The organism is Mesorhizobium sp. WSM4830, from assembly GCF_055811495.1.
In genome coordinates, this window is record NZ_JBVVQI010000029.1 from 24,954 (window position 1) to 41,942 (window position 16,989).

The 16,989-nt window shown below is 62.4% G+C and carries 16 protein-coding genes and 5 pseudogenes; 6 read left to right on the forward strand and 15 right to left on the reverse strand.

The window, feature by feature from the left end; all coding sequences use genetic code 11:
* Window positions 1-2: 2 nt before the first annotated feature.
* From AC0L2Y_RS27760 to AC0L2Y_RS27775, 4 genes are read right to left on the reverse strand one after another with little or no spacing between them, the layout of a single operon-like run.
* Entirely contained in the window at window positions 3-899 is an 897-nt protein-coding gene (locus tag AC0L2Y_RS27760) for a branched-chain amino acid ABC transporter permease (RefSeq protein WP_473560876.1), read from the reverse strand.
* Window positions 896-1,801 carry an ABC transporter ATP-binding protein gene (locus AC0L2Y_RS27765; protein WP_473560879.1) on the reverse strand — a complete coding sequence of 302 codons (906 nt, stop codon included), beginning with the start codon at window positions 1,799-1,801 and terminating at the stop codon, window positions 896-898. Before AC0L2Y_RS27765 ends, AC0L2Y_RS27760 begins: the two co-directional genes overlap by 4 nt.
* A gap of 55 nt (window positions 1,802-1,856) precedes the next feature.
* The gene (gene sfnG, locus AC0L2Y_RS27770; protein ID WP_473560880.1) at window positions 1,857-2,957 is read right to left on the reverse strand and encodes a dimethylsulfone monooxygenase SfnG; all 1,101 of its coding nucleotides are present in this window, start codon (window positions 2,955-2,957) and stop codon (window positions 1,857-1,859) included.
* A gap of 24 nt (window positions 2,958-2,981) precedes the next feature.
* Window positions 2,982-3,551, reverse strand: coding sequence for an NAD(P)H-dependent oxidoreductase (locus AC0L2Y_RS27775; protein WP_473560881.1), 570 nt, complete (start codon window positions 3,549-3,551; stop codon window positions 2,982-2,984).
* Window positions 3,552-3,890: 339 nt separating this feature from the next.
* Here AC0L2Y_RS27775 and AC0L2Y_RS27780 point away from each other — a divergent pair.
* Window positions 3,891-4,312 (forward strand): annotated as a pseudogene (locus AC0L2Y_RS27780) (LLM class flavin-dependent oxidoreductase); the annotation flags it as partial.
* Window positions 4,313-4,786: 474 nt separating this feature from the next.
* The gene (locus AC0L2Y_RS27785) at window positions 4,787-4,999 is read left to right on the forward strand and encodes a hypothetical protein (protein WP_125000776.1); all 213 of its coding nucleotides are present in this window, start codon (window positions 4,787-4,789) and stop codon (window positions 4,997-4,999) included.
* Window positions 5,000-5,394: 395 nt separating this feature from the next.
* Here the strand turns inward: AC0L2Y_RS27785 and AC0L2Y_RS27790 are convergent, their stop codons facing one another.
* The 3 genes from AC0L2Y_RS27790 to AC0L2Y_RS27800 all read right to left on the reverse strand — a co-directional run bounded on the left by AC0L2Y_RS27790 (window position 5,395) and on the right by AC0L2Y_RS27800 (window position 8,001).
* The gene (locus AC0L2Y_RS27790) at window positions 5,395-5,976 is read right to left on the reverse strand and encodes a ProQ/FINO family protein (RefSeq protein ID WP_473560883.1); all 582 of its coding nucleotides are present in this window, start codon (window positions 5,974-5,976) and stop codon (window positions 5,395-5,397) included.
* A gap of 487 nt (window positions 5,977-6,463) precedes the next feature.
* Window positions 6,464-6,931, reverse strand: a complete 468-nt coding sequence (locus AC0L2Y_RS27795; protein WP_473560885.1) for a hypothetical protein — start codon at window positions 6,929-6,931, stop codon at window positions 6,464-6,466.
* A 482-nt stretch (window positions 6,932-7,413) separates the two neighbouring features.
* On the reverse strand, window positions 7,414-8,001 hold the full coding sequence (locus AC0L2Y_RS27800) for a hypothetical protein (protein ID WP_473560886.1): 588 nt from the start codon (window positions 7,999-8,001) through the stop codon (window positions 7,414-7,416).
* Between the two features lie 503 nt (window positions 8,002-8,504).
* On the opposite strand from AC0L2Y_RS27800, the pseudogene AC0L2Y_RS27805 reads away from it, so the two are divergent.
* A pseudogene (locus tag AC0L2Y_RS27805) lies at window positions 8,505-8,812 on the forward strand (alkylphosphonate utilization protein).
* Between the two features lie 14 nt (window positions 8,813-8,826).
* On the opposite strand, the gene AC0L2Y_RS27810 reads toward AC0L2Y_RS27805, so the two are convergent.
* From AC0L2Y_RS27810 to AC0L2Y_RS27835, 6 genes and pseudogenes are all read right to left on the reverse strand, one after another.
* Window positions 8,827-8,976 carry a hypothetical protein gene (locus AC0L2Y_RS27810; RefSeq protein WP_473560887.1) on the reverse strand — a complete coding sequence of 50 codons (150 nt, stop codon included), beginning with the start codon at window positions 8,974-8,976 and terminating at the stop codon, window positions 8,827-8,829.
* Window positions 8,977-9,518: 542 nt separating this feature from the next.
* Window positions 9,519-10,247 (reverse strand): annotated as a pseudogene (locus AC0L2Y_RS27815) (lactate dehydrogenase); the annotation flags it as partial.
* A gap of 119 nt (window positions 10,248-10,366) precedes the next feature.
* Window positions 10,367-10,966 carry a DUF1419 domain-containing protein gene (locus tag AC0L2Y_RS27820; protein ID WP_473560889.1) on the reverse strand — a complete coding sequence of 200 codons (600 nt, stop codon included), beginning with the start codon at window positions 10,964-10,966 and terminating at the stop codon, window positions 10,367-10,369.
* A gap of 182 nt (window positions 10,967-11,148) precedes the next feature.
* On the reverse strand, window positions 11,149-12,072 hold the full coding sequence (locus tag AC0L2Y_RS27825; protein WP_473560890.1) for a DUF3991 and toprim domain-containing protein: 924 nt from the start codon (window positions 12,070-12,072) through the stop codon (window positions 11,149-11,151).
* A 217-nt stretch (window positions 12,073-12,289) separates the two neighbouring features.
* Entirely contained in the window at window positions 12,290-12,472 is a 183-nt protein-coding gene (locus AC0L2Y_RS27830) for a hypothetical protein (RefSeq protein ID WP_473505901.1), read from the reverse strand.
* A gap of 119 nt (window positions 12,473-12,591) precedes the next feature.
* Entirely contained in the window at window positions 12,592-13,176 is a 585-nt protein-coding gene (locus tag AC0L2Y_RS27835) for an MFS transporter (RefSeq protein WP_473560891.1), read from the reverse strand.
* Window positions 13,177-13,346: 170 nt separating this feature from the next.
* On the opposite strand from AC0L2Y_RS27835, the gene AC0L2Y_RS27840 reads away from it, so the two are divergent.
* Window positions 13,347-13,775: a hypothetical protein gene (locus tag AC0L2Y_RS27840; RefSeq protein ID WP_473560893.1), complete on the forward strand. Its 429-nt coding sequence runs from the start codon at window positions 13,347-13,349 to the stop codon at window positions 13,773-13,775.
* A gap of 255 nt (window positions 13,776-14,030) precedes the next feature.
* Here the strand turns inward: AC0L2Y_RS27840 and AC0L2Y_RS27845 are convergent, their stop codons facing one another.
* Both AC0L2Y_RS27845 and AC0L2Y_RS27850 read right to left on the reverse strand, forming a co-directional pair.
* Window positions 14,031-14,717, reverse strand: a complete 687-nt coding sequence (locus AC0L2Y_RS27845; protein ID WP_473560895.1) for a hypothetical protein — start codon at window positions 14,715-14,717, stop codon at window positions 14,031-14,033.
* A gap of 493 nt (window positions 14,718-15,210) precedes the next feature.
* Complete coding sequence (locus AC0L2Y_RS27850) at window positions 15,211-15,753, reverse strand: inositol monophosphatase family protein (protein ID WP_473560897.1); 543 nt, start codon at window positions 15,751-15,753, stop codon at window positions 15,211-15,213.
* Between AC0L2Y_RS27850 and AC0L2Y_RS27855 the strand changes: the two are divergent.
* Window positions 15,679-15,864 (forward strand): annotated as a pseudogene (locus AC0L2Y_RS27855) (ZinT/AdcA family metal-binding protein); the annotation flags it as partial. The gene AC0L2Y_RS27850 and the pseudogene AC0L2Y_RS27855 overlap by 75 nt on opposite strands.
* A gap of 69 nt (window positions 15,865-15,933) precedes the next feature.
* Window positions 15,934-16,912: pseudogene (locus AC0L2Y_RS27860) on the forward strand (GTP-binding protein); the annotation flags it as partial.
* Between the last annotated feature and the right edge of the window lie 77 nt (window positions 16,913-16,989).

A 16,989-nucleotide genomic window follows, 5' to 3' on the forward strand; every position in this document is an offset into this window, starting at 1 on the left:
GGTCAGACCCTTTCGACGGTTTTCTGGCCAAACAGGCCGGAGGGCCGCACCAGCAGGACGACCAGCGCCAGCGCATAGGCGAACCAGCCTTCGATGCCGCCACCGACAAAGGGTCCGAGGTAGACCTCGGCGAGCTTCTCGCTGGCACCGATGATGAGGCCGCCGACGATGGCGCCAAGGATGGAATCGAAGCCGCCAAGCACCAGCACCGGCAGCGCCTTCAGCACGATCAGCGACAAAGAGAACTGGACGCCGAGGCGCGCGCCCCACAGCAGCCCCGCAACTAGCGCCACGAACCCCGCGGCCGTCCACACGGTTCCCCAGATGCGGGGCAGCCGCAGCCCGACGGCAAGTGCTGCAAACTGGTCGTCGGCGACGGCGCGAAACGCCAGCCCGATCCGGGTCCGGTAAAAGAATGCGCTCAAGCCCGCCACCATCGCCGCGGCTATGCCCGCGGCGAGAAGGTCAAATGACGAGATCAGGATGCCGCCGACCTCAAAGGGCGTGTCGTCTATGCCGAGATCGAGCCCGTGCACCTGCGTGCCCCATATCAACTGGGCAGCGCCCTCGATGAGGTAGGACAGGCCAAGTGTGGCCATGAACAGCGTCATCGGCGAGCGATTGACCAGTGGCCTGAGCACAGTCCGCTCGATGGTGAAGCCCAGCGCGACCATGACCGCCAAGGTGAGGAGCAGCGAAAGCGCGAAGGGGACGCCGCGTTCGACGAGGCTGACAAAGGTTAGTGCCGCGAACAGCACCATCGACCCTTGCGCGAAGTTCAGCACACCCGATGTCTTGTAGATCAGCACGAAGCCGATCGCGACGAGCGAATACATCACGCCGGAGAGCAGGCCGCCCACCAGCACTTCGATAGCGAAGAGGAAATCATAGTAGCTCATCGGATGCCCTCGCCATCCTCGCCGTCGGCGGTGCCGAGATAGGCCCGGATCACTGCCGGATCGGCCCTGACCTCGGCCGGCGTGCCGTCGGCAATCTTGCGGCCGTAATCAAGCACGGCGACGCGGTCCGAGAGCCCCATGACCACGCCGATATCGTGCTCGATCAGGATGATGGTGACGCCATGCCGATCGCGCCCCGCACGCACGAAGCCGGCCATCTCGGCCTTCTCGGTCGCGGTCATACCGGCCATCGGCTCGTCGAGCAGCAGGATCTTCGGCTCGGCGACCAGCGCGCGGGCGAGTTCGACCCGCTTCTGCAGGCCATAGGGCAGCGTCGCGACCAGCCGGTCGGCAACGGCCTCGAGATGCAGGAAGGCGACTATCTGATCGGTCTTTTCGGCGATCATCGCATCCTCGCGCCGGGCGCGTGGCAGGCCTGCAATGTGTTCGACAAAACTGGCGCGCCTGGTGTGGACGCGGCCGGACGCGATGTTGTCACGCACCGAAAGCCCGCCGAACAGCGCCAAGTTCTGGAAGGTTCGTGCAACGCCCAGTCGCGCCAGACGGCTCGCCGGCACCCGCGAGAAGGACTGGCCATCGATCGCGATCCTGCCATGGTCGGCGTGATAAAGGCCGCTGATGATGTTGATCAGCGAGGACTTGCCAGCGCCGTTAGGGCCGATGACCGCGCGGATCTCGCCACCTTTGACCTCGAGATCAACATCGCTCAGCGCCTTGACGCCGCCAAAGGAAATACCGATCCCACTCAGCGTCAGGATCGCATCAGCCTTTGCCGACGGGCGCGCCCGGCGCGTGTCCTCCACGGGGCCAACACCAGCAAGAATGCGGGAAATTTCGGGCGCGCGCTCGTATGCGGCGGCTCCCAGCGAAGCACCAATCATGAAACGCCCCTGATTTGAAGGAGAACTGGCAGCGGCCCGAGGGGCCGCGCCTGACCTATTCCGCGGCGACAAGTTCCCTGTCGCGAGCCTCTTCCAGTTCGCGCACCAGTGGAATGACGCGCTTGCCGAAGAACTCGACCTCTTCCTGGAAATGCAGGAAGCCGAGCAGGATGAGGTCGGCGCCGGCATCCTTCAACGTGAGGATGCGTTCGGCGATCTGTTCCGGCGTGCCGATGAGGTTGCTGCGGAAGCCGTCATTGTATTGCACCAGATCCTCGAAAGAGGATTTAGCCCAATTGCCTTCGCCTTCCGGCGAGGCCCTGCCGGCATTCTTGACCTGGTCGGCAAAACCCTGGACTGCCTCGGGATTGGCCTTGGCGACGATCTCGTCGAGCACGGCGCGCGCTTCCTGTTCGCTGTCTCTCGCGATGGCGAAAGCGTTGACGCCGACCCTGACCTTGTGGCCGTTGGCATTCGCCTTGGCGCGGATGTCGTCGACCTGCTTCCGGATTTCCTCCGGGGTATTTCCGTTGGTGAAATACCAGTCGGAGACCCGCGAAGCCATGTCGCGCGCGGCGCGCGACGAGCCGCCCTGGAAGATCTCGGGCAAGGGCTCGATTGGCTTCGGCTTCATCGAATAGTTGGTGAAGCGGTAGAAATCCCCCTTCAGCGTGAAACTGTCTTCGGTCCAGATGCCACGCAGCGCGCGGATAAATTCCTCCGACCGGCGATAGCGCTCGTCATGGTCGAGCCAGAGTTCGCCAATCGCGGCGAACTCGCCTCGGAACCAGCCGCTGACGACATTGACGGCGACGCGGCCATTGGTCAGGTGGTTGATGGTAGCGATCTGCTTGGCCGCCAGCGCGGGGTTCCACGGGCCGGGCAGGATCGCTGCGATGACCTTCAGCGTTGTGGTCGCGGCAAGCAAGGCATGGCTGAACGAGACTGATTCGTGCTGGTTGTCGGCCCCATACCCGGCGGTGAAGCGGACCTGGCTCAGCGCATAGTCGAAGCCGTTGGCCTCGGCAATCTGGGCGAGCTTGCGGTTGTAGTCGATGTCCCAACCCGTCCGCTGCTCGATGTTGGAGATGACCAGGCCGCCGGAGACGTTCGGCACCCAGTAGGCGAATTTGACGGCGTCGGACTGCGAGCTCATGTTTGTTGTCCCCTTGTTGATCATTCAGCCGACGCGCGCGGCGCCGGCGGCGTTTGCATGGCTGGAATTGAGCAGTGAGACCGCTTCGGAAGCGGCCCGCGAAATGCGGTCGAGTATCGATGGTCCAACAAGTTCTGCGCCGACGAAGTCGTCGGGCGAGCCATAGACGCCCGTCGGGACGGTGACGGCACCGAAAAAGCCGAACAATGGCCGCAGCTGATGTTCGAGCACCAGGCCATGGTAGGGGCTGCCGCCGGTCGCGGCGAGCAGCACGGTCTTGCCGGTCAGCGCACGATAGTCGACGAGGTTGAACAGGTGCTTGACGGCGCCAGTGTAGGAAGCCCGATAAACGGGCGTTCCGACCACGAGCAGGTCGGCCTTCTCGACACGCTGGATGATCGCCTCGCCGGATGCGCCAAGTGCGCCGCGCGATAGCCCGGCGAAAAGCGAGGGTGCTGCCTCCGTGATCTCGATCAGACCGGTGTCGGCCGGCACGCGCAACGCGATCGCCTTGACCAGGGCATTGACCACCGCCGTGGTACGGGAGGGCGTGCTGACGCCGCCGGATATTCCGAGCACCGATAGACGTGCCATGTTGTCAATCTCCCCACGAACCGAACAGGATCAACACGATATTCTAGAAATTCTATAGAGATAAGGAATTATCGTCTGATTTGGCAAAGCTTGTGAGAAAATTGCGTGCTGCACGAAATGGTCGCGACGAGTTCGATGAAACAAGACGACCAAGCGGCCGATTGCTGAGATCGTAGCTTTCGTACGGAGATTCGGCACGTTTGGGCCTGCGCGGCGCGCCTGAGCTGTTGCAGCGCTCCCATGCAGTCACGGGCGATGGCCGACACGACAATCGGCTTTGATACCGCGGCAATCCGTTGAGGCACAAATGTTCGGCTGCATGTCAGCGCGAGACACGCCGCAGGATCATCTGCTGCGCGGTTCGCCCGGCGCACGACAGACAGGGAGGCGATATTCACGGCCCATCAGACACTCGGTAACGCGCAGGAATTTTATGCCGACATCAAAACGCGTGTGAAGTCGGTTGGCCGCAATCCTGACCACGTCAAGGTCTTGCCTGGCATCAGTCCCTTCATCGGGTCGGCGGAGGCTGAAGCCCGCGCGCTCTGCAAGACGAGTTCAACGAACTGACGCAGCCGGAATATTCCCTTCATCAGCTACGCCGCATCGTCGACGCCGACCTTTCAAGCCACGACCTGGACGGGCCTTTTCCGCGCGAGCTTATCCGCGTCGAGGGTGAGCGCGGTGCAAGCAGCCGCTTTCACGTCGTGCTTGACATTATCGAGCGTGAGAATCCAACCATCCGCCAGCTGGCCTGCCGCGCCCTGGCAATATTTTCAGCCAACCGCAAAGGGCCACAGCCTGAGCTCCTTTCGCGGCGGGCATTCAATTTTGGGCGGATCGGTCCGACACGGGATTTCTCGCCCGTATCTCTCGGTCGGTGTTTCGCCCCGTGACGCCCCTCCCGGCACATCTATCCGGTCGGTTTCCGGTGCGGGCTCGTTCCGACAGCCTTGACCGGCTTCTCGTCTTCTCGATTGTTCAATACCTGCATGTTGTTCTGGACACCATCAACAACTGCCGGTGACCTGTGCCTATTGCCGGGCTTGGTCAATCCAAGCGGGCCAGTTTTGGCCCGACATCGATCACCGCCTCTCATCGTGTCCGCTTCCTGTCTCGCCGCGCTGTTTCGTCTCCTCGCATTAGCGGACGTTAAATTTCGAGTATTTCAGCTTGCCGCAAATTAGGGTCTCGATGGCATGTTTGCATGACTTTCGGACGGGACAGGAAGACTGATGCGCGGACGGGGATGGATCAAGGCCTTGCGTCAGGATGAGGCGCGGCAGCTGCGTGTGCGTATCGCGGAACTGGAGCGCAACCTCATGGCGACCACGCCACAGGGACGCCATCGACGTTTTGAAGCCGGGAATGAACTTCGCATTGCGAAATTCCGCCTCGAGCGCCTCGAGGAATGCATCGCCGGAATAGCGGAAAAATGTGGGGCTTAGCGGATCTCGCCGCTCTCGAAGTTGCCCCGCTCCGGCCGGACTGGCGCTATGATCACAAAGCTGGTGGTTTGACGCCGGTCGAGAGCATCTCTTCAAGCAGCGCTGGGCGGCAGACGCGCAGGCCGCAGGATGAGTCTGCCTGGAGACAAACGAAGGGGTTGGTCGGTGCGGACGAGGGGCAAACGCCCTCCGGAAAAGATCTTGCCGTCCCACGCGTATCTTTCCACAGGTAGGCAGCCGCACCCCGTGCGCCATCCTGCAGGACACAGCTACCATAGCGAGGCAAGCCCGGTTGAAGAGGCGTCGTTTGACTCGGAGATGTTCCTCTGGGGCATCGACCTCTTCATCATGGCTATTACTCGGAAGCCCATGAGTCTTGGGAAGATCTGTGGCGCTCAAGCCATCGGCTTTCGGAAAGACCGGCGACGCTTCGTCTCAACGACTATTCCAGCCGTATTCTTCGCGTTGAACAAGGCCGTTTGCTTCGGCTTCGGTTGGGGCGGGGCATCAGGCGCACTTGGCTCCGGCGTTTTCCTGGTCTCTTCCTTGTTCTTGCGGACGCACAGCAAAGCCTTGGCGCTCGCCGCCTCCGCATCCGATACCTCGCCGGCCGGCTCGCCATCAAGATCGACCCGCACAGTGCCAGCACTCAGTCTCGCCAAGTACCTGGGCATGCTTGTATAGGCGCGCAGGGCTCTCCTCAATTCATCATCTGACAGTTCGCCGTCCAGCACGCGAATGTCATGATGGATGCCGATCCTAAGCGGCCTGGGCGCTTTCGGATTGAACGCCGCAGGCCACTTTGCCGATAGATGCCGGAAAAGCTGTGCGGGCGATTTCCCTCGGCTGGGGGTCGTCATGATCAAGCCTCGCCCGATTTGTTTTGTTTCCCAGTTCGGACCCTCCGTAGCACTCATATATGCAATGATTGTGGACGCCTGAAAAAATGGGGATTCGTCCGGTGCAAAGCAGCGCATCCTGGCTGAATACCGTTGCCCTCCCAATCTCCTCGCGACTTCTGAGGAACGGAAACGATCAATCGGACGACCAACCTTCCGAACGCGCAAGAACTGTCGGTCGTGCCGTTTGGCAAAGGACGGTTGCGCTGAGTTAATCGCGGCAACTTGGCATGGGAAGAGAAGACAACTCCAATCAAGAAGCCAGCCGGGAAGAGCTAGGCTAACGCCTAAGGTCTGGAGCTCGCCTTCTGCTCAACGCCATCACAAGGACGGCGTTGAGCAGCGTAAGGAACCTTACATCCTGATGTTGCCAAGCCGTCCTGGACGTGTCGATCTAGTACTCGATCAGCGTATGAACGAAAATGGCTTGCAGTTTTTTCGACACGCCGCCGCTCGAAAAGTTCGATGTTCGCCTTTGGCAACAGCTGCCTTGGTCATGCGAGCTTCCCGTAAGGCGGCGGCTATTGCAACCGATCGCTCTGAAGCTGCCCGCAGCCGCTCGTCGCTAGCCACCGCGCCCGCGCCAGGTGGGATGTCCAAGCCCGCGTGCCCGTTCCGGCTGGCGCTCTGCGTCAATGTTCAAGATGGCTCGTGCCACCTTGCGCCAGTCGAGGCCCATCGCCTCCGACATCAGCAGGACGGCGTAAGTCTGAAAGTGCGCCGCGTCGTAAGGCGTGACCTCGGCCAACTCGGGTGTTTCATTATCGATCCAGGCCTCCTCCTCAATTGGGGGCGCGTCAATGTAGCGGCCAATCGAGGCCAGGTGCGCCGCAATCTGGTAACGCAGGTGATCGCGGCTGCCGTAGCGCGCATCGATTTCGCCGAGCTTCTTGTACAATCCCCTACGCTTGTCGCGCGGAACATCGGTATCGCCCAGGGAGTAACAACTCGGACCGACGGCGCAGATATCGCAGCCCGTTTCGACCACGTCCTGCACGAATGCGGGAATGTCCTTTTCTTGCATGCGCTTCATTTCAATAGGCCTCTTCTGACTTCACATTTCCTTATCACAGATCACCCAATTTGCAACCCTGCCGTGCAATCTCGGGCGTCACTGCCGTACGCGAGCACCTTCCCTCACAGCTCAGCCCAGTGAATCCGCCCCGCGCGCGCCTCGCCCCGGAGCCCGGAGCCCGGAGCCCGGAGCCCGGAGCCCGGAGCCCGGAGCCCGGAGCCCGGAGCCCGGAGCCCGGAAGAATTATGACATCTTCCCTGTGCAGGAAGAACCGGCGCGCGAAGACTTCAAGATTTGGGTATCGCTCCCTTCCTACGAAGGCCTCGGCCGATTGCGCAGCCTGTCGGGGCAGAAGGCAAGGAAGCGAGCCCGCAAGTGTCGGAGAAGCTGCGGCTTCCAGGATTGGCGCCGGTCGCACGGTTGCTGAGGCCGGTTTACCCTATCGAACACTATGCCGACCGAGGAAGACCGGGCGAAGCCGAAGCTCCGCCCGGTGGCAGTTAGCCGAGCGCCGCCATTTGAAGGTCGGCCGCCTGCCGGTTGACTGTCTGGCGGGGGTTCTCGGTCTGGCGTTCGTAAGGCTTCCAGCCTTCACCAACGATGTGCTCGTAGGCGGCGACGGCGCCCTCGGCCGCCATGCGCAACGCGTGGGCTTGGAGGCCCATGTCGGCGGCGAACTCGCGCTTGCGCTGTGCATTGCTGTCGAAACCGACCGGACCGTCAATGTCCTCGTCGCGGGTGTCGTTGGCGAGTTTGGCCGTGGCGTCTTTAGCCTCGGTGACGGCTTTCGAGTAGAACTGGCCTGCTCCGTAGGCGGAGCCTACATAGGAACCGACGATCCGTTGCAAGTGGATCTGCATCGCCTTGTCGGAAAGTCCCTCGGAGAGTGTGTCGGCGCCATTGATCAGGCTGCGCTCGTGGAATTCGCGTATGCCGTTGCTGTCGAGGACGGGGAGGCCAAAGCTTTCGGAGATGAGCGTGGCCTGGTGGCCATCCGGGCAGCAGAGCCGGACCATTTCGAGGGTGGTGCCCTTGCGGAGCTGAATGACGCGGGCCTTGGTCTTGGTGGAGCGGGTTGAACTGGACATTGAGCTTTCCTTTCTAGCGATGCCCTTCAGGAGTTTCGGCCCTTTGCCGGTCTTCCCTGCGGGTGCGGTCAAAAGGAACCGGCGGAAGCTGGACGCTTCAGGGTCCGGAGCCTGCCAGGCGAGCGAGGTTGGCTTGCGGACAAGCGGGGCCACTTCTTCACTGGCCCTGCGCGGGACGCGGGGCAGCCTTGCCGAGATCGGCGGGTTCCGGCCGCTCCGCGGCGCGATAGCGGCCTTGAAGCGGACAGCCGCCGGTTCAGACCGCAGCAAACCCGCAGGAAAGACCGGCAAGGGATGAATTCGGACATCGGCATGCGGGAGGAAATGCACCTGTTCAATTCCCGCCGCCACACGATCCGCCTGCCCGCCAGGCTGCGCGAGGGACGGCGTTGAACTTCGACTCCTGCCGGTATCGGAGATGTGCGCCGGTCCGCTGCTGCGGATCAGATCTTCGGCCTGCTCCCACGTCGGACTGACAACGCACTGGATTAAATCCCGCGGCAGTGACAGCTCAGAACGACGACTACGTCTATGACGACGCGACAGGGGAATGGCGACCAGCATCGGAGATGGCTGCCATTGCAGCTTCTGCTGGGAATATTGAAGTGCGCGATGCCGCCGGCAATGTACTGGCCGACGGCGACTCTGTCGTGCTCGTCAAGGACCTCAAGGTCAAAGGCGCAAAGCAGACCCTGAAGCAGGGCGCGGTGATCAAGTCGATCCGCCCACCGACAATCCCGAAGAGATCGACTGCCGGCATGACGCGATCAAGGGGCTGGTGTTGCGAACCGAATTCGTACGAAAGCGCTGACCAGGGCCGCAGTATCAGGCGCGCATCAGGTCTGGTGGCAGTCTGGCACGCAGCAGCTCGATTGCAGCATCCTGCCTTGCGAGTTTGCGGGAGAGAGCGTCGATCTCGTGCTGCCTCTCCAATGTGATCGCTGCAAGGTTGGCCCGATATCGTTCGAGAAACATTGCCGGCTCCGGGCCCCTTCCGCGTCGATAGCCGAAACATTGGGGCCTGAGCTGCGGAATGATCGCCGTCATCCGCCTTATGATCTGCCGGTCGATCATATCGAGCTGGCGCTGTGTCTGGCGCCGAGCCTCCTCCATGCGAAAGAGCTGGCCTCGACTACCTCAACGGACGTGTGGTTTGCGCCGCCCTTGGTGTCGTCCATCGCAACTGCCTCATGTCTGGATGGGGACAAGACGAAACAATATGCCTGCTCGCCTTTCAAGCGCTAAAAGGCCGGCGCCTGCTTTTGCGGGGGGCTCTGGCAGGCACCGGCCGGACGGTCCAATCAGGTCCGCCGCAATGATCCAGTTAGCTGATTCTTGACGTAACGTCATGTGGTCTGGCTGGCCGGAGCCGAGCATGACCTAAACGTGGCACCAAGTTGGGTAAGCAGTTCGGCGCGCCTCCTGCATCGCCTGCACCCGAGCGGCCTTGAACCTTTGCCGCCGGTCAATGCTTGAGACAATGCGCGGCAGCCTGTGTTGAGCCTGTGTTGAGCCTGCTATGCGGCTGCACGCGGATCCTGGCCATCGATTGAAGACGCAAGATCGGCTTCGATTTCGGCGAGCTGCCGGCGCTTCTCAGCCAGTTCACCAGCGAATCCGAACTCGCCGCCCTGACGCGCACGATAGGATGTGAGCCTGCGCTCGGCATCCTCAAGACGCTGGCGGTATCGGTCCTGCTCGCCCTCGAAGCCGGACAAGGCACGCTCGAGCCGGGCGATGGCGCCAAGCGGCGTGGTGGTGACAGGGAGCTCGATTTCATAATCGGCGCCGGTGCGCATCAGCATGGTGGCATAGCGGTAGCCGTCCTTGCCGAACCGCTCGCCGGAATATTCGAAATCAAACCCGCCGATGGAGGCGATAGTGGTTTCGCCTTGCTGCTGAAGCTGCACGAGAGTCAGGATTTCCTTCATCAGCGCACGACCGGCGAGTTTGCGCTCCGTGAACGCGTCGCCTCCGATCACCATGCTGAACCCATCGACGGTAGTTGGCACGAGGCGCTCGATATCGTTCCCGACCTCGCCGATGCGCCGGGTCGAGTATTCGATATCGCGCTCGGCATCGCGGATCTGCCGTCGAACGGCATGCTCATCATCAATGTGGGCTGCGCGAAGGCGCTCCAGACGGGCAATGTCTGCCTCCAGACCTGCCTTCTGCATCAGACGCGGATCGCCCGAGGCGATCGCCTTGGCCATCGCGAACTGGCTGGCCTGCCCCTCACCCATATCGGCGGCGGACAGTCCGAAGTGGGGATCGCGGAACCCGCCATTGGCTTTCGCGTCGGCAATGCCGCGAGCGATGACCTCTCGGAGGGCGGTGATGGTGAAGGTCAACATCATCTCACACCTCACGCCGCGATTGCGTCGGGGAGATAGCGCAAATGCACGGGCAGCTTCGCCGCGATCTCCGCATCCGTAAGGTCGTCCAGCAGCTTCAGCGTGGTGCCCTGGCGGCCGCCATAAAACATCACCGTGCGCTTGCCGCGGTCACGTTCCGGCCAGCGCTCACCGGCGTAGCCGCGATAGTCGTCATGGGTGCTCGACCAGATGTGCTTCAGGCGCTCCTCGCGGGTCATCGCCCGAACGGGACGGCTTTCGCGTTCGACGATCGCATCGCGCATCCGTTCAGGCGAGCCCTTTTCGAGCAGGTCGCAATAGCCGTGGAAATACCGCATGCGGCCATCGATGTTCAGGGCGTAGAAGATGCTGGTGATGCGGTCAGTGAGAAACTCACGCAGCGCGATCTCACCTCGGATCCAGAGCGGCGGCAGGATCTCGAACATGTAATCGTGCTCGGCCTGTGAGATCTCGAACCATTCGCCGCGGTACAAAGCACTGGCATCGTCCTGGAAACGATCAGGACGCTGAGCGTGGCGGTCGAACATGCGAAACATCTGCCGGCGGTCGGCGATGCCAAGATAAACCTTGCGGACGGACAAGAGGGTCATGGGTGGGCTCCTTTCAGCCTCGTCGGGCTGGAGCGCGGCTCATCCACTCGATGTCGCCATCCTCTTTCGCCCTTCCTGACCCCTCCTCCGCGGCCGCGTCTCCGTCCGGCCGGGTCAAGGGCCGCGAAGCGGGCGCAGCTTTACCCTTGACGCGGCCGGCGGGCATGCGGCAGCCAGGCTTCTTACTTCCTCTTTTCTCCCTTTACCCGGTTCTTCACCCTTGCCTTGAGTTCGGCGTTCCAGTCCTCCTCGGGCGGCCGAAGACGTTCAAAGCCGCAGCTAGCCTCGCGGGCGACCGCTTCGAGGCGAACCGCATAGGTGTCGCCCTGCGCGTTGTTGTCCGTGGCGGCGACCAGCAATAGGCGCTCCCGCGCCGCCACCAGCCGGATCGCCGCATCGGTGGCAGGAGCCCAGCCACCCCCGGTACTCACATAGAGGCTATCGCGCCGAGTGCTCTCGAGCGCGGCGAAGCTCATGGCGTCGATCGCGGCCTCGGTGACGCAGAGGCGGAGCGCATCGCAGGGGCCAAACCGAAACAGCACCTTCGCGCCCCCGGTCGAGAAACCGCGCCATTCCGGGCCGCGTTCCTCCCAGCCGGTCACAACCCCCTCCCCGTCCCTGTGAGCGGCCCACATGCTGCCGCGGGGGCCCTCCCGCAGCAGATCATGACGGATGGCGGCGCTGATCACGGCTTCCGGAAGATGGCGGTCGTCGCGCAGGTAGCGCCATGTCGTCGATCCCGGCCAGGGCTTGCGGCGGCCGCTCCAGCGTTCGGTGACGCCGAGATCCGGCCCGCGCTTCCGGGCCTGCCTCTTCCACACAGGCTCGCGCGGCTCGTGGCCGACCAGCCGGGCGACCAGCAACGTCGCCTCCGCGAAACCGACCCCATGCAGATGGGTCATCAGCGAGAACACATCCCCCTTCGCGTCGGAGAGCGGATCGAACCAGCCTTTTCCGTCATGGATCACGATGACGATCTGGTCCCCGTGCCGGTATTTGACCGCACGTCGGGTACTCTCCTTCAGGTCGATCGAGTAACCAGCGTGATCCAGCGCGGCCGCGCAGGCCACCCTTTGTCGAAGTTCATCGAGTTCGTCCTGTTCCATGTCCCTCTTTCGTGCGCCGGAGGCGCCGCCTTCCTTCAGGTTTCTTTCCCGCACCTTGCGGGACGCCTTCCGGATGCCGCGAAGAGCAAAGGCGGCAAGGGCGCGGCTGGCAATGTGTGTTTTTGCACCTCGCGCCGCCGCCCGCGGGCCAGCCGCGGCGCAGCTTCCCTTGCCGCCGCAAGCTCGCAAGTGGCACCTCCGGGAGGAGGAAGCCGGCTCAATGAGCCGGCCCCTGTTCAAAGGGATCGTATTCGGCGAGGGTCTCGACCTCATCGTCGTCGAGTTCGGCGCTCGGCAGGACGCCGAATTCGTCGCCGGAGCGGAAGAGCGTGACAGGGACCATGAGGGTGCGGGCGAGCTCGAAGGCGTGGTTTTGGGCGAGGGAAAGATCTTGCGACATCTGAGGGCTCCATCTTTGAAGCGGGCCAATTCCCGCTCGATGGCTCCTCAAAGGTCGGGCTCCGGGCGCGATCACCGCAAAGGGAAGCCGGCGCGGCCGCAGCTTGCTAGCGGACCCCTTCAGGGGTTGATCGTGGAAGATCCGGAGCTGGACCAGGAAGCCATCTCAAGAGAGCGGGATTGGGCTGCGGGCCGAGCCCGCGTGCCGGCCGATCGGCTCGCACATTGAACACGAGCTGGACTTGGCAGATTTTCGCAGCGACGAGGTCCCTTTCCAGATGTTCGAGGTCCGAGGCGGGACACGCGCAGCAGTCGCCCACTGTCGAAGCCGAAAAGGTTGTCGTTGTCTTCGACATGCATTGCGAATGGCACGATCGAGCCATTGCGGAGCATCAGCGGATTTGATGCTTCGGGCCATTCCGGCTCGACCGGCCGGAATAGCCAGACCCCGCCGCAGAGCCCCGCGAGATAGACGACCGCTACGGCCCCGAATAGGCCCTGCGCGCCGAGCGCGTCCATTATGCCGCGGGCGACGGCGGGGCCAATGATAGCAGCTAGAGCATAGACGGAGGCAAGCGCGGCGATCGCCGCAGTCAGCGTCCCGCCCTGGACGCGGTCGCCGATCAGCGCGAGCGCGCTGGTATAGAGCCCGTAGTTCGCGCCGCCCCAGACCAGCATCAGCCCGGTTACGGGCCAGAACCCCATCCCTGATCCGGCAGGGTGCAGGCGAGCGATAGCCCGCAACAACCGAGCACCGTGCGGCGGCGGCCAGCCCTGTCCAGCGCCAGCCCGATCAGCGGCCGCCCGATCACCAGGCCGACTTGGAAAACCGTGGCGAGCAGCGCCGCTGCGAGACGTCGAAACCGCGATCGAGCATGATGACCGGCATGAGGCTGATGGCGACAGCATCAACCATCGACGCGATGAAGAGAAAGCCGAAGGCCAAGGGAAAAGCTGCGATCGCAGGGCCGATCCCGGCACGACCAGCGGCTCACCGGCCGTCCCACCGCGGCGAACGGGATCAGCGCCATCAGCGCTATCGCGGCGCAACCGAGGAGAAGCGCGGCCGGGCGGTCGGGAAAAAAACTGCGCCTTCAGCCAACCCGGCCTGGCCCTGCGGCCACCGACGCCGCGCCCCGAGGGGATGGGAAGGACGCGGGCCGATATCGGATCAGAGAGAGCAAAATCCGATCTCTCAGCACAAGCGACGAGTGCTGCACGACCCGAACGTCCTCGCCGGCCAGGGTTCCCGGACGGTAGACAAAAAACCCGCCGCACCTTTCGGCACAGCGGGCTTTCAGTAATTCACCAGGCACGGGGGTGTGGGCGGGGGGCTTGTGCCCGGATCGTAGGAACCTACGCTCGCCAGCTGCGTCGCGTCTACCAACCGCCGGTTGGCACCTTTAGGCACGGTTGGCGAGTGTATGGTGGCGCTTTGCCTCAAGGAGAGTAGGGTTATCGGTCGCCCATACCTTCCAGCAATTGAGCGTTTGAGAGCAAGCAAAGTGCTTTCGCCTAATCAGGGAGGAGTACGATGCAGCAGCTCTCGAAGGTGCCGCTCATCTTGTTGCTCTGGCACGGTCAATCGCCCTCTCAGTCTCGCGATTGGCGGAGTTGCTTCCGAGGCGCGCGCCGGCGAGTTCGAGGAGCGCGTAGGCTATCTCGTCCTCGCTCCAGCCGGATTCCGCTGCCCGCTCAGCCAATTCCTGAAAGGCCGGTTCCAAGGCGAGCTGGCATTGAAGGCCGCGCTCCGGATGGTCGGCCGGGCAGCTTGGTTCCACGATCGCAACGCTTGATCGCTTCATTGCAGGCCATGGGCTCTCGTCCCTCTCTCTTAGCCATACGAGGCGCGCCAGCTCACGTGTTGTTGTAGGTGTGCGCCACGGCAACCGCTTCATCTTGTCAACCAGCCGCACCAGCGATCCGGCGCGTTCCAACTCCGCAAAGAAATGATGCGGCGTGACACTACCGAGCCGGTGCATCTTGGCCAGGTTCCACACATAGGGATAGGCGACCATGAAATCGGATCGAGGCGAGGCCTTGGACGGTTCAGCCTTGGTCAGGATGCCGCCGCCCACGAGCCGATCAGCCTTCTCGATGATTTGGCGCACCCTCGATTTCGACAGGCTATGTTCCTGCGCCAGGTCGGCGAAACTCTTGCCCTTCAGAAAGCCTTCGACCAGGGCGACATTCCTATCAACGGTCGGGCTAAACCCCCAACAGGCGCGCAGTTTTTCCAGTATCATTCCGTTCGTTCATCCGGTGTTCGCCCCCCTGCAAACCTTACCCGGCCAAATCGGCGCTTGGAAGACAAGACTCACATCAGGGCATACGTCCCTGCGAAAACTATCAACTGACATAAACGATCAGCGACTTCTGGTATGACCTCGAGACCGATGCGGCCGACTGTGGCCATGTGAACACGAAAGATGCGGGCGATCACCATGATCGTTGCTGACCGCCGACCTCGCGAATGTCGACTTCGACGGAACACCGGTAACTCTCGGCAATGTTGAACAATTCCGTTTGAAGATGGTTGATTTCGTCGTCGATGCTCGATCCGTCAGGGTCGGTGTCGTAGGCACGACGCCGGCAATCAGGACCGCGACTCCGACTGCTTCCATTTCAGGCCGCACACATTGTAAACGGCGCAGGCGGGGGTGGTGAGCGGCCATGTGCCCTTGGCGATGCGGCTCCATGCCGAGAGCGCAGCCGAAGCGGAGAGCATCAACCGCGGACTTAGCGGCCGTTCACGCCATCACTCAGCATTCCTAGAACGATGGCATGGAGCTTGGGTGACGCACTCGCCACGATGGCACCGCTTGCGGCCATAGTTAGCGGGTGCCCGGCCCAGCCGGAAATCACGCCGGCCGCCTCGGTGACAACCGGACAAAGATCGCAAATGTCATACGCATCGAGGTCGGTCCCGTTCAGGCAGACGTCAATCAACCCACGGGAAAGAGAGCCATAGGCAGGGGCGCCCCCGTCGAACACCTTGAGACAACCCGATGACCGCAGCCGCTCATACCAAGAGCGACACCGCCGGTGAAGCTTTCGGGATTGGAAAGACTGATCTTGGCAGTCTGGATTTTCCGTTGTCCACTGGTCGGGACAGGGCGGCCGTCGAAGACCGTGCCCCTGCCTTCGGCCGCGACGTAACGTGCGCCCAACAAGGGCAGATCGATTATTCCCACGATGGGAAGACGGGGGGACGCCGCCGCGCCCCAGTACATACAGTTCAGCGACCACAAGATCGCGCCAGAGAACGCCGACCACTATCACCTCTACTGGGGTAATGATCGCGCGCTGCTCGACGAGGTGACGAACTGGCCAACCTACTACCCATCGTCTTTGAGTGCGGAAGAGATTGTGCGCGAGATGAAGGCGCACTGACCGCGGGCATTTTCTCTCGTCTGCGCCCGGCCGCTCAGGCCGGGCGCGCTCTATCCGCACGTCCGTAGGATCAAAAGCAAGCCATGCTCGACACAGCCAAATCTTCGAACCGTCACCGTGCTCTCCGGCTTTCTCGGGCGCCGGAAAGACAACTTTGCTCAACCACGTCCTCAACAATCGCGAAGGCCGGCGCGTGGCGGTCATCGTCAACGACATGAGCGAGGTGAATATCGACGCCTCCCTCGTCCGCGACGGCGGCGCCAACCTCTCCCGCACCGATGAAAAGCTGGTCGAGATGACTAATGGCTGTATCTAATGCACGCTGCGCGACGATCTCTTGAAGGAAGTGCGCCGCCTCTCGGAGGACGGCCGCTTCGACCTGCTGATCGAAGGCACAGGTATCGCCGAGCCGTTGCCGGTCGCAACCACGTTCGACTTCCGCGACGACAACGGCGAGAGCCTGTCGGACGTCGTCCGGCTCGTGGACGCCGTGAATCTGCTCAAGGACTATTCCTCGCAGGACTTTTTGCGCGACCGCGGTGAAACAGCAGGCGATGGGGACGACCGCGCGCTTGTTGACCTGCTGGTTGAACAAATCGAATTCGCCGACGTCGTGCTCAACAAGGTGTCCGACGCCTCGGCGAACGATCTCGATCTGGCTAGAAAAATCGTTCGCTCGCTCAATCCAGACGCGGCGCTGATCGAAGTCGATTTCGCTCAGGTGCCCTTGGACAAGGTCCTGAATACCGGCCGCTTCGACTTCGAAAAGGCCGAGCAGCACCCGCTCTGGTTCAAGGAATTTAACGGCTTCAAGGACAACATTCCCGAGACCGAGGAATACGGCATCCGCTCCTTCGTCTATCGCGAGAGGCGGCCCTTCGACCCGATGTAACTCCAGGAGTTCACCAACAGATCGTGGCCCGGTGTGGTGCGAGCCAAGGGCTTCTTCTGGCTGGCGACCCGGCCGCACCATGTTGGCGAGATCAGCCAGGCCGGCGCGCTCATCCGCACGGGCAAGCGCGGCCTGTGGTGGGCGTCGGTGCCGAAGCCGCCTCGATTACACGAGTAAAATCAAAACTTGTTATTGTGCAGTGCAGCAACGATATTGCTGCAAGTGCGTTGTGC

Bases quoted from the DNA above. Each gene is read 5' to 3' on its own strand.
- AC0L2Y_RS27820 (WP_473560889.1), bottom strand. From the start codon at position 10,966: ATGACCCTCTTGTCCGTCCGCAAGGTTTATCTTGGCATCGCCGACCGC.
- AC0L2Y_RS27810 (WP_473560887.1), bottom strand. From the start codon at position 8,976: ATGTTTCTCGAACGATATCGGGCCAACCTTGCAGCGATCACATTGGAG.
- AC0L2Y_RS27800 (WP_473560886.1), bottom strand. From the start codon at position 8,001: ATGTCCAGTTCAACCCGCTCCACCAAGACCAAGGCCCGCGTCATTCAG.
- AC0L2Y_RS27835 (WP_473560891.1), bottom strand. From the start codon at position 13,176: ATGGGGTTCTGGCCCGTAACCGGGCTGATGCTGGTCTGGGGCGGCGCG.
- sfnG (WP_473560880.1), bottom strand. From the start codon at position 2,957: ATGAGCTCGCAGTCCGACGCCGTCAAATTCGCCTACTGGGTGCCGAAC.
- AC0L2Y_RS27825 (WP_473560890.1), bottom strand. From the start codon at position 12,072: ATGGAACAGGACGAACTCGATGAACTTCGACAAAGGGTGGCCTGCGCG.
- AC0L2Y_RS27785 (WP_125000776.1), top strand. From the start codon at position 4,787: ATGCGCGGACGGGGATGGATCAAGGCCTTGCGTCAGGATGAGGCGCGG.
- AC0L2Y_RS27840 (WP_473560893.1), top strand. From the start codon at position 13,347: ATGATGACCGGCATGAGGCTGATGGCGACAGCATCAACCATCGACGCG.
- AC0L2Y_RS27775 (WP_473560881.1), bottom strand. From the start codon at position 3,551: ATGGCACGTCTATCGGTGCTCGGAATATCCGGCGGCGTCAGCACGCCC.
- AC0L2Y_RS27765 (WP_473560879.1), bottom strand. From the start codon at position 1,801: ATGATTGGTGCTTCGCTGGGAGCCGCCGCATACGAGCGCGCGCCCGAA.
- AC0L2Y_RS27845 (WP_473560895.1), bottom strand. From the start codon at position 14,717: ATGATACTGGAAAAACTGCGCGCCTGTTGGGGGTTTAGCCCGACCGTT.
- AC0L2Y_RS27790 (WP_473560883.1), bottom strand. From the start codon at position 5,976: ATGCGCTGCTTTGCACCGGACGAATCCCCATTTTTTCAGGCGTCCACA.
- AC0L2Y_RS27760 (WP_473560876.1), bottom strand. From the start codon at position 899: ATGAGCTACTATGATTTCCTCTTCGCTATCGAAGTGCTGGTGGGCGGC.
- AC0L2Y_RS27830 (WP_473505901.1), bottom strand. From the start codon at position 12,472: ATGTCGCAAGATCTTTCCCTCGCCCAAAACCACGCCTTCGAGCTCGCC.
- AC0L2Y_RS27795 (WP_473560885.1), bottom strand. From the start codon at position 6,931: ATGAAGCGCATGCAAGAAAAGGACATTCCCGCATTCGTGCAGGACGTG.